Here is a 10924-nt window from a genome sequence, read left to right as displayed (position 1 = left end):
GTTCGCCGCTGACCGGATCGCGCCGCGCCAGCAGCGGTGGTGCCAGGTGAAAGCGCAGGCGCGTGTCGCCGGCGAAGGTCTCGCGCAGCTTGGTCAGGAACTCGCCGTCGGTGTACAGGCGCGCCACCTCGTACTCGTCCTTGTAGGCGAGCAGCTTGTAGTAGTTGCGCGCCACCGCTTCGGTAAGGCCGGTCATGCCGCGGGCGCGGGACTTCTCGGCCTGTTCCACGCGCTCGACCAATGCCCGGTAGCGCGCCGCGTAGGCGGCGTTCTGGTAGGCGGTGAGATCCTCCACGCGGCGGGCGATGAGGCTAGTCAGATCGTGCGAGAACTGCTCGCCGCGGCCGACCTGGTGGCCGGCGGCGGCGATGTCCTCCACCTGCCGCGGCTGCACGGCATAGAGGCGGCCCCAGCGGAAGATGCTGGTGTTGCCGTCCACGGACACGCCGTTGAGCGCGATCGCGCGCTCGATGGCGGCCGGCGACAGCGGCAGCAGGCCGCGCTGGCAGGCGTAGCCGAGCAGGAACATGTTGGCGCCGATGGCATCGCCGATCAGCTGGCGCGACAAGCGCGTCGCGTCCACGAAATGCGCGTTGCCGTCGCCGCAGAACTCGCCGATGGCGTGTTTGAGGTCGGCGCTCGGCAGCTCGAGATCCGGCCGGCGGGTGAAGTCGCCGGTCATCTGTTCGTAGGTGTTGACCACCGCCGCGGTGTGGCCGGCGCGCGCCTTGGCCAGCACCCGCTCGCTGGCGCAGGTGACCAGGTCCGGCCCCAGCAGCAAATCGGCGTTGCCGTCGCCCACGCGCGCCGCGTGCAGCGATTCGGCCCGATCGGCGATCTGCAGGTGGCTGAACACGGAGCCGAATTTCTGCGACAGGCCGGTGTCGTCCAGCGTCAGGGCGTGGCGGCCTTCCATGTGCGCGGCGGTGGCCAGCAGCTGGCTGACCGTGACCACGCCCATGCCGCCGATGCCGGCGATCAGCATGGCAAAGGCGCCGTCGCGCCGCGCCACGGCCGGTTCCGGCAGGTGCTGCAGCAGCTCGGTCGGCACCGCGGTTCCGCGCCGGCGGGCGAGGCTGCCGCCGTGCACGGTGATGAAGCTCGGGCAAAAGCCCTTCAGGCACGAGTAGTCCTTGTTGCAGGCGGACTGGTCGATGGCGCGCTTGCGGCCAAATTCGGTCTCCAGCGGCAGCACCGAAAGGCAGTTCGACTTCACCGAACAGTCGCCGCAGCCCTCGCACACGCGGTCGTTGATGAAAACCCGCCGGTCGGGCTCGGCGAGCTTGCCGCGCTTGCGTCGCCGGCGCTTTTCGGTGGCGCAGGTCTGCTCGTAGATCAGTACCGACACGCCGGGGTACTCGCGCAGCTCGCGCTGCACGGCATCCAGCCGATCGCGGTGGTCGAGCGTGGTGCCGTCGGCGAATTCGCGGCGGCGGAACTTGTCGGGGCTGTCGGACACCACGGCGATGCGCTGCACGCCCTCGCCGTGCAGTTGGTGGGTGATCTGCGCCACGCTGATCGGGCCGTCCACCGGTTGCCCGCCGGTCATCGCCACCGCGTCGTTGTAGAGAATCTTGTAGGTGACGTTCACGCCCGCCGCGACGGCCTGGCGGATGGCCAGCAGGCCGGAGTGGTAATAGGTGCCGTCGCCGAGGTTCACGAACACGTGTTTCAAGTCCGTGAACGGCGCCATGCCGACCCAGGTCACGCCCTCGGCGCCCATGTGGGTCCAGGTCTTGGTGTTGCGCTCCATGCGCTGGGCGAGGAAGTGGCAGCCGATGCCGGCCAGCGCCACCGAGCCGTCAGGCACGCGGGTGCCGGTGTTGTGCGGGCAGCCGGAGCAGAAATACGGCGTGCGCTGGAACTTGGCCTGATAGCTGCGCGAGCGTTCGCGCTGGCCCTCGAGCAGCGCCAGGCGGCTTTCGATGCCGGCCTGCGGCGCGAGCGGTGCGATGCGCGCGCCGAGCACGCGGGCGATGGCCCGCGGCGTCAGTTCGCCGTGTTCCGCAAACAGCACGCGGCCTTCGAGGTCGCGCTTGCCCTGCACGCGCGGGCGGCGTGCTTCCGGCAGCGCGAACAGCAGGTCCTTGATCTGGCCCTCCAGCATCGGCCGGCCTTCCTCGACCACCAGCAGTTCTTCGAGGCCGTCGGCGAAACCGCGCAGGCCTTCGGGTTCGAGCGGCCAGATCAGCGCCGGCTTGTAGATGCTGATGCCGAGCTCGGCTGCCTGGCGGTCGTCGAGGCCGAGGTCGAGCAGCGCTTGGCGCAGGTCCTCGTGCGCCTTGCCGAAGGCGACGATGCCAAGACGCGGCGCGGGGCTGGCCAGCGTCACCCGATCGAGGCCGCTCACGCGCACGGCCGCCTGCAGCGCCGGCAGGCGGTAGCGCACCAGGCGCTCTTCCTGGAAGGTCGGCCAGTCCGGCACGCGCAGGTGCACGCCGTCCGGCGGCATGACGAAGTCGGCCGGGATCACCACCCGGCTGCCGGGGGAATCCAGATCGATGACGGCGGTCGATTCGGCAACATCGGTGACCAGCTTCAGCGCCACCCACACGCCGGCGAAGCGCGACAGGGCGATGCCGGCCAGACCCAGGTCGTACACCTCCTGCACGCTGCCGGCGGCCAGCACCGGAATGCCGGCCGCCATCAGCGCGAACTCGCTCTGCTGCGGCACGGTGGAGGAGTGGCACACCGGATCGTCACCGACCGCCATCAGCACGCCGCCGTACGGCGCGGTGCCGGCGAGGTTGGCGTGGTGCAGGGCATCGCCGCTGCGCTCCACGCCAGGGCCCTTGCCGTACCACATGGCGTACACGCCGTCGTAGCGGGCCCCTTCGAACACCTTCAGTTGCTGTGTGCCCCAGATGGCGGTGGCGGCGAGATCCTCGTTCACGCCGGGGCGGAACAGCACGTGATGGGCTTTGAGGTGCTCGCCGGCGCTCCACAGCGCCTTGTCGAGCGTGCCCAGCGGCGAGCCGCGGTAGCCGGACACGTAACCGGCCGTGTTCAGGCCCGCCGCCTGGTCGCGCACGCGCTGCTCCATCAGCAAGCGTGTCAGGGCCTGCGTGGCGGAAACCAGCACCCGTCCGTGGGGCTGCGTGTATTTGTCGTCGAGGCTGACCGGCAGCAGGCTCATGCAAGGCTCCGCAAAGGGGGATCGTCGCTATCGACCTGCAAGCGTAACGCTGGCGTCACGCAGGCGCCAACGCGCGGTTTGCGGCGCGGTTAGACTGCGGTTCGGCATCGCCAGAAACCGGCAGGAGCAATTCATGAGCGCATTACTCGACGGCCGCGTCATCATCGTCACCGGCGCCGCCCGCGGCATCGGCCAGGCTTACGCGAAGGGACTCGCCGAGGCCGGCGCCCGCGTGGTGGCGGCGGACATTCTCGATTGCAGCGACACGGTCGGCCTGCTCGGCGGGCGCGGTACCGGTGTGCCGCTCGACGTGACGGACATGGCCAGTTGCATGGCGATGGCGGACGCCACGCTAAAGGCCTTTGGCCGCATCGACGGCATCATCAACAACGCCGCCATGTTCGGCCCGAGCGCCCACAGCGAGGGCGCGCGCATGTTGCCGTTCGACGAGATTCCCGAGGACGCCTGGCGGCGCATGCTGGAAGTGAACGTCACCGGCGTGTGGCACGCCTGCAAGGCGGTGGTGCCTGCCATGCGCAAGCAGGGCTACGGCAAGATCGTCAACATCTCGTCGAACACCATCCAGCTCGGCAACCCGCATCTGCTGCACTACGTGGTCAGCAAGGGCGCCGTGGCCACCATGACGCGGTGTCTGGCGCGCGAGCTCGGGCCGGCCGGCATCCGCGTCAACACGCTGGTGCCGGGTTTCATCCAGAGCCAGGCGAGCCTCGACATCATGCGCGAGAACCACGCCGAGGGCATCACCGACGCCATGCGCGCCATCTGCTCGCTGGGCCGCGAGCAGTACGCCGACGACCTGGTCGGCACCGCCATCTACCTGTGCTCGGCGCTGTCGGATTTCGTGTCCGGGCAGATGATCTCGGTCGACGGCGGCGCCTGCTTCACCGGCATGTAAGGAGGCTTGCACGTGATCGCCGCCATGCGCGCCTTCGTCGTCGTCGTCATAAGCCTGTTGCTCGCGTTGCCGGCAGGTGCCAAGCCGCGCCTGGGCGCCGTCGCCAGCGCCCACCCGCTGGCCACCGAGGCCGGCTTCGAGGTGCTGGCGGCCGGCGGCAACGCCTGTGACGCCGCGGTGGCGGTGAGCGCCGCGCTGGCGGTGGTGGAGCCAGCCAGCTCTGGCATCGGCGGCGGCGGGTTTTATCTGATCGAACGCCGCGGCGGGCAGGCGCTGTTCGTGGATGCGCGCGAGACGGCGCCGCAAAGCGCCACGCGCGACATGTACCTGGGCCCGGATGGCCGGCCGGTGGCGCAAAAGTCGCTGGACGGGCCGCTCGCCGCCGGCATTCCGGGCGAGCCCGCGGCGCTGGTGCATCTGGTCAAACGCTGCGGAAAGCTCGATCTGGCCCGCGATTTGGCGCCGGCTATTCGTCTGGCCAGCGACGGTTTCGAGCCGGACGCGTTCCACCTGCAGATGACGGCGCTGCGCCGGGACGCGCTGGCTGCCTCGCCGGCCGCGGCGGCCATTTTTCTGGATCAAGGCGCGCCGCCCAAGGCCGGTTTCCGGCTGGTGCAGAAAGACCTCGCCGCCGTATTGCAGCGCCTGGCGCGCGCCGGCCTGGCGGGCTTTTACGAGGGCGAGACGGCGCGCCTGATCGTCGAGGGCGTCAACGCCGCCGGCGGCGCCTGGACGGCCGACGATCTCAAAAACTATAAGGTCGTCGAGCGCACGCCGCTGCGCGGCCGCTACCGCGACATGGACGTGCTGACCGCGCCGCCACCGTCCTCGGGCGGCGTGGCGCTGCTGACCGCGCTCAACATCCTGGAAGGCTACCGGCTCGACCTGTGGGACGCCGTCACGCGCAAGCACCTCATCATCGAGGCCATGCGCCGCGCCTACCGCGACCGGGCGGAGTACCTGGGCGACCCGGATTTCGTCGCCATGCCGATCGGGCAGCTCATCGACAAGAACTACGCCGCCGGTCTGCGCGCCGGCATCCGCGCCGACCGCGCCACGCCTAGCGCCAGCCTGCCGGGCGCGCCCGCGACGCCGGAGGGCAGCGACACCACGCATTTCTCCATCGTGGACGCCGCGGGCGACGTGGTGTCGGCCACGCTGAGCGTGAACATCCCGTTCGGCAGCGCCTTCGTGCCGCCCGGCACCGGCATCTTGCTGAACGACGAGATGGACGACTTCTCGGCCAAACCCGGCACGCCGAATGCCTACGGCCTGATCGGCTCGTTCGCCAACGCGATTGCGCCCGGCAAGCGGCCGCTGTCGAGCATGACGCCGACCATCCTGCGCCGCGGCGGCACGGTGGCCGTGCTCGGTACGCCGGGCGGCAGCCGCATCATCAGCATGGTGCTGCTGGGCGCGCTCGAATTTGCTGCCGGCAACGACGACCCGGCCGCCTGGGTCGGCGTCGGGCGCTATCACCACCAGTTCTGGCCGGACGTGGTCGAGTACGAGCCGCAGGGGCTGACCGACGCCGAGCGCGCCGGCCTCGAGCGGCGTGGCCACACGCTGAAAGCCGTCGACCGCCGCTACGGCAACATGCAGGCGATCGCCTGGCAACCGGCCCGCGGCACAATGCAGGCTGCCAGCGACCCGCGCCGCGAGGGCAGCGCCGCGGTGCGCTGAAGGCAGTTCAGATTTGGTTCAATCGCAGGCCAGCGGGCCTGCCAGGAGTGACTTCGTGACAACGATGCAAGCAGGCATTCTGCTGCCGCTGCCGCGGCTGGCGGTGTATCTGAGCTTCGATCTGGCGCCCGGCGGCGATGCGCGGGCGGCGCTCGCCGGCCTGGCCGACCGTGTGGATGGCGAGCGGGTGGTGGCCGGCATCGGCCTGTCGACCGTGCAGGCGCTCGGTGCGCATATCGACGGCCTGCGGCCGTTTCCGGTGCTGTGCGCGCCCGGCATCGACGTGCCGGCCACGCCGGCGGCGCTGTGGCTGTGGCTGCGCGGCGACGACCGCGGCGAGCTGCTGCACCGGGCGCGCGCGCTCGACGCGGTCCTGGCGCCGGCTTTCGTGCGCCGCGAGGCGATCGACGCCTTCCAGTACCTCGACGGCCGCGACCTGACCGGCTTCGAGGACGGCACCGAAAACCCCAAAGACGCCGCCGCGCGAGCGGCCGCCCTGGTGCAAGGGCGCGGGCCGGGCTTGGATGGATCGAGCTTCGTGGCGGTGCAGCGCTGGGTGCACCAGTTCGGCCGCTTCGAGGCGATGAGCGCCGACCAGCAGGACCTGTCCATCGGCCGGCACCGCGTCGGCAACGAGGAGATCGACGACGCGCCGCCGTCGGCGCATGTCAAGCGCACCGCGCAGGAGAGTTTCGATCCGCCCGCCTTCGTGGTGCGTCGCTCCATGCCATGGGCCAGCGGTCTCGACGGCGGGCTGGTGTTCGTCGCCTTCGGGCACAGCCTGGACGCCTTCGAGGCGCAGCTGCGGCGCATGGCGGGCCAGGAGGACGGCATCACCGATGCGCTGTTCCGTTTCACCCGACCGGTGACGGGAGGCTATTACTGGTGTCCGCCGCTGGCCGACGGGCGGCTCGATCTGCGCGCGCTGGGGATTTGATCGACCGCTGCGGTCATGGCCGCAGCATCACATCGGGATAGCGGTGGTCGGGACGCTTGACCGCCCCTATCCCGATAGACGCCCCGCGGGCCGGAAATTACTGGCCGAAACTGGCCGCTGGCACCGGCGCGCCGCCGTCCTTGTTCTCGATCAGGTTCTGCCGGTGCTGGGCATAGGACGAGCGCACGAAGGCGTAGCGGTCCAGAGCCGCCTGTTCGAGCACCTTGCTGGCATCGAGCAGGCGGTAGCGGGTATCGATCCCTTCCAGGATCGCCACCCCCCAACGCGTTTCGTCGTCTTCGATGTAGTGCTGCGGCTGCAGGAAGTAATTGCCGACCAGGCCAACGCCGTCGCGCAGGTTGCTCGGGCCCAGCAGCGGCAACACCAGGTACGGCCCCGGGCCGATGCCCCAGGCGCCGAAGGCCTGGCCGATGTCCTCGCGGCGTTCTTCGAGCCCCCAGCCGCTGGCGACGTCGAAAATGCCGACCACGCCGACCGTGGTATTGACGGCGAAGCGTCCGACATCCTCGGCGCTATGCTGGAACCTGCCCTGCAACAGGTCGCTGACCGCCACCACCGGCATGAACAGGTTGTCGAACACGTTGCTCACGCCACGCTTGACGGGCTGGGGCAGCAGCCAGTCATAACCCTTGGCGACCGGCTTGATGACGAAGCGGTCGGCCTGTTCGTTGAACCAGAACACGCCGCGGTTGATCTTCTCGAGCGGGTCGTACACCTCGGCCGTGGTGTCCTGTTCCCATTCCGCAAACTCGTCGTCCGAGCCATTGCCGGTCGCCTGGGCATTGCCGGCTAGCGCGGCGAGCAGGCCGCCGGTCAGCGTCAGTGCGGCGATGTGTTTTTTCATGCGGAATCTCCCTCGAGCTTGCGTTGGCCTGGCTTTGTCATTCGGTTGCCACCCCGGCCGGATTCAGGGCAGCGCCGATTCATTTGCGCTGCCGCCGGCGCCTGCCGATTATGCACGGCCCGGCAGCATTCTCACTCACAGGCGCGGCACCACCACGCCGACCTGCCCCTGATACTTGCCGCCGCGGTCCTTGTACGACACCTCGCACGGCTCGTCGGATTCGAAGAACACCACCTGCGCGCAGCCCTCGCCGGCGTAGATCCGGGCCGGCAGCGTGGTGGTGTTCGAGAACTCGAGCGTGGCGTAGCCCTCCCACTCGGGCTCGAACGGCGTCACGTTGACGATGATGCCGCAGCGCGCGTAGGTGGACTTGCCAAGGCACACGGTGAGCACGTTGCGCGGGATGCGAAAGTATTCCACCGTGCGCGCCAGCGCGAAGGAATTGGGCGGGATCACGCACACGTCGGCCTCGACGTCGACCAGGCTGCCCTGGTCGAAGTCCTTTGGGTCGACCACAGCCGAGTGCACGTTGGTGAAGATCTTGAATTCGCGCGCCACGCGGATGTCGTAGCCGTAGCTCGAAAGACCGTAGGAGATGACCCGCCGGCCGTCCACCTCGCGCACCTGGCGCGGCTCGAACGGCTCGATCATGCCGTGGCGTTCGGCCTGCTCGCGAATCCAGCGGTCGGCTTTGACGGTCATGGGCTCGGGCTCAGTCGTTGACGACGGTGATGTTGGGGAAGCGGCGCGCGTAGTCCTTGCCGCGCGTGGCCAGACGCCCGGCGGCGCGCAGCGCGATTTCGCGATAGGCGCGCGCCACCGCGCCGTCCGGCTCGGCGATGACGGTCGGGCACCCGCCATCGGCCTGTTCGCGGATGCGGATGTCGAGCGGCAGCGAGCCCAGCAGCGGCGCGCCGTGCTTTTCGGCCATGCGCGCGCCGCCGCCGGCGCCGAAGATGTGCTCCTCGTGCCCGCACTGGCTGCAGATGTGGGTGCTCATGTTCTCGACGATGCCCAGGATCGGCACCTTCACCTTCTCGAACATCTTCAGCCCCTTCACCGCATCCAGCAGCGCGATGTCCTGCGGCGTGGTGACGATGACGGCGCCGCTCACCGGCACGCGCTGGGCGAGCGTGAGCTGGATGTCGCCGGTGCCGGGCGGCAAGTCGACCACCAGATAGTCTAGATCGTCCCAGGCGGTGTCGCGGATCAGCTGTTCGAGCGCCTGCGTGGCCATCGGGCCGCGCCACACCATGGGCGCGTCGGGGTCGATCAGAAAGCCGATCGACATGCACTGCAGGCCATGGCCGATCAGCGGCGCGATGCGCCGCTCGTCGCCCTCGACCAGGCGCGGCTTGTCGGTGATGCCGAGCAGGGTCGGCAGGCTCGGGCCGTACACGTCGGCGTCGAGCACGCCGACGCGCGCACCCTCGCGGGCCAGCGCCAGCGCCAGGTTCACGGCGGTGGTGGACTTGCCGACGCCGCCCTTGCCGGAGCCGACGGCGATGACGTTTTTGACGCCGGCAATCGCCTGCGTGCCCTGCTGCACGGCGTGCGCCACGATGGCGTGCGTGAGCGTGACCTCGACCGCCTGCACGCCGGGCAGCTGCGCCAGCGCGGCCTCGATGGCGGGCTTGAGATCACCCGCCAGACCGGCGCTCGGGTAGCCGAGTTGGAGCGCGACGCGCAGGCGGCCGTCGGCCAGCGCAATTTCGCGCAGGCCGGGCTTGAGGCCGGCGCCGGTCCAAGGGTCGACGATGCCGTCGAGCGCGGCTTCGGCCGCGGTGCGCAGTGTGTCGCTCATGGTGCGGGAGTCGGTGTGGGGGAGGCGCCGCGCCGGCGGCCGGCAAAGGGGCGAAAAGTCTAGCATGGGCGCCGTTTGGGGCCGTGCTAAGCTGCCGTTTTTATACCTGCCCCGCGCCCTTTCGCATGAGTCGTCGCCTGCTCGTCACCTCCGCCCTGCCCTACGCCAACGGCCCGATCCACATCGGCCACCTGGTCGAGTACATCCAGACCGACGTGTGGGTGCGCGCCATGCGCGAGCAGGGGCACGACGTGATCTACCTGTGCGCCGACGACGCGCACGGCGCGCCCATCATGCTGCGGGCCGAGGCCGAGGGCATCACGCCGGAAGCGCTGGTCGAGCGCATCGGCGCCGAGCACCGCGCCGACTTCGCCGACTTCGGCATCGGCTTCGACAACTACTACACCACCCACAGCGACGAGAACCGCCAGCTCGCCGAGGACATCTTCACGCGGTTGTCGCAGGCCGGGCACATCGTGCGCTACGGCGTCACGCGCCTGTTCGACCCGGTCAAGGGCATGTTCCTGGCCGACCGTTTCATCCGCGGCGAGTGCCCGCGCTGCGGCGCGGCGGACCAGTACGGTGATTCGTGCGAGGTGTGCGGCGCCACCTACGCGCCGACGGAACTGAAAAATCCCCGCTCGGCGCTGTCCGGCGCCGAGCCGGTGCTGAAGGAATCCCAGCACTATTTTTTTCGCCTGCGCGATTTCGCGGACCTGCTCGAGGACTGGACGCGCGCCGGGCACCTGCAGGAAGAAGTCGCCAACAAGATCGCCGAGTGGTTCGAGGCCGGACTCGCCGACTGGGACATCTCGCGCGACGCGCCGTACTTCGGCTTCAAGGTGCCGGGCTCGGACGACCAGTACTTCTATGTGTGGCTGGACGCGCCGATCGGCTATCTGGCGAGCCTGTGGGACTGGCTGAACCGGCGCGAAGGCCGCACCGTGACGCTGGCCGAGGTGCGCGAGTTCTGGGCCTCGCGCGAGGCGCGGCACTTCATCGGCAAGGACATCCTGTACTTTCACGCACTGTTCTGGCCGGCCATGCTGCACGGCGCGGGCTACGCCATGCCGGCGGCGGTGAACGCTCACGGCTTTCTCACCGTCGACGGGCAGAAGATGTCGAAGTCGCGCGGCACCTTCATCGAGGCGCGCCGCTGGCTCGATCACCTGCCGCCGGAGCCGCTGCGCTACTACTTCGCCGCCAAGCTCGGCGCCGGCATCGACGACATTGATCTGAACCTCGACGACTTCGTGGCGCGCGTCAATTCGGACCTGGTCGGCAAGCTGGTCAACATCGCCGCGCGCACTGCCGGCTTCATCGAAAAACACTTCGGCGGCCAGCTGGCCGATGCGCTGCCGCAGCCGGCGCTGTTCGAGGAGTTCGTCGCCGCCGGCGACGCGGTCGCCGCCGCCTACGAGGCGCGCGAATACGCGCGGGCCATGCGCGAGGTGATGGCGCTCGCCGATCGGGCCAACGAGTACATCGCCGCCGCCGCGCCATGGACGCTGGTCAAGGACCCGGCGCATCTGCCGGACGCGCACGGCGTGTGCACGCAGGCGCTGAACCTGTTCCGGCTGCTG

The 10924-nt window shown here is 69.6% G+C and carries 8 protein-coding genes; 4 read left to right on the top strand and 4 right to left on the bottom strand.

The genetic code is table 11. From position 1 onward, the window contains the following. Nucleotides 1-3136 (bottom strand): indolepyruvate ferredoxin oxidoreductase family protein (locus tag PHC73_RS06790; protein ID WP_300126039.1); only part of this gene is annotated, 3136 nt, incomplete at its 3' end. A gap of 133 nt (nt 3137-3269) precedes the next feature. Between PHC73_RS06790 and PHC73_RS06785 the strand changes: the two genes are divergently transcribed. Genes PHC73_RS06785 through PHC73_RS06775 form a run of 3 tightly spaced genes read left to right on the top strand, consistent with a single transcriptional unit; the run spans nt 3270 to nt 6672 of the window. Beyond that, nucleotides 3270-4052 (top strand): SDR family oxidoreductase, encoded by a 783-nt coding sequence (locus PHC73_RS06785; protein WP_300126036.1) that lies wholly within the window; start codon nt 3270-3272, stop codon nt 4050-4052. Between the two features lie 12 nt (nt 4053-4064). Further along, nucleotides 4065-5735, top strand: coding sequence for a gamma-glutamyltransferase (ggt, locus tag PHC73_RS06780; protein ID WP_300126034.1), 1671 nt, complete (start codon nt 4065-4067; stop codon nt 5733-5735). 55 nt (nt 5736-5790) lie between these two features. After that, the gene (locus PHC73_RS06775; protein ID WP_366949821.1) at nt 5791-6672 is read left to right on the top strand and encodes a Dyp-type peroxidase; all 882 of its coding nucleotides are present in this window, start codon (nt 5791-5793) and stop codon (nt 6670-6672) included. A 97-nt stretch (nt 6673-6769) separates the two neighbouring features. Here the strand turns inward: PHC73_RS06775 and PHC73_RS06770 are convergent, their stop codons facing one another. From PHC73_RS06770 to apbC, 3 genes are all read right to left on the bottom strand, one after another. After that, the gene (locus PHC73_RS06770; protein ID WP_300126032.1) at nt 6770-7537 is read right to left on the bottom strand and encodes a VacJ family lipoprotein; all 768 of its coding nucleotides are present in this window, start codon (nt 7535-7537) and stop codon (nt 6770-6772) included. A 135-nt stretch (nt 7538-7672) separates the two neighbouring features. Continuing rightward, on the bottom strand, nt 7673-8239 hold the full coding sequence (dcd, locus tag PHC73_RS06765; RefSeq protein WP_300126029.1) for a dCTP deaminase: 567 nt from the start codon (nt 8237-8239) through the stop codon (nt 7673-7675). A gap of 10 nt (nt 8240-8249) precedes the next feature. Further along, nucleotides 8250-9341 (bottom strand): iron-sulfur cluster carrier protein ApbC, encoded by a 1092-nt coding sequence (gene apbC / locus PHC73_RS06760; RefSeq protein ID WP_300126026.1) that lies wholly within the window; start codon nt 9339-9341, stop codon nt 8250-8252. A 125-nt stretch (nt 9342-9466) separates the two neighbouring features. On the opposite strand from apbC, the gene metG reads away from it, so the two are divergent. Then, a partial coding sequence (gene metG / locus PHC73_RS06755; RefSeq protein ID WP_300126023.1) for a methionine--tRNA ligase occupies nt 9467-10924 on the top strand: 1458 nt, incomplete at its 3' end.

It is taken from the genome of Immundisolibacter sp., from assembly GCF_028696615.1.
In the GTDB taxonomy this organism is placed as follows: Bacteria; Pseudomonadota; Gammaproteobacteria; order Immundisolibacterales; family Immundisolibacteraceae; genus Immundisolibacter.
Note: the sequence above shows the minus strand (reverse complement) of the source record. Positions and strands in the feature narration are given on the sequence as shown.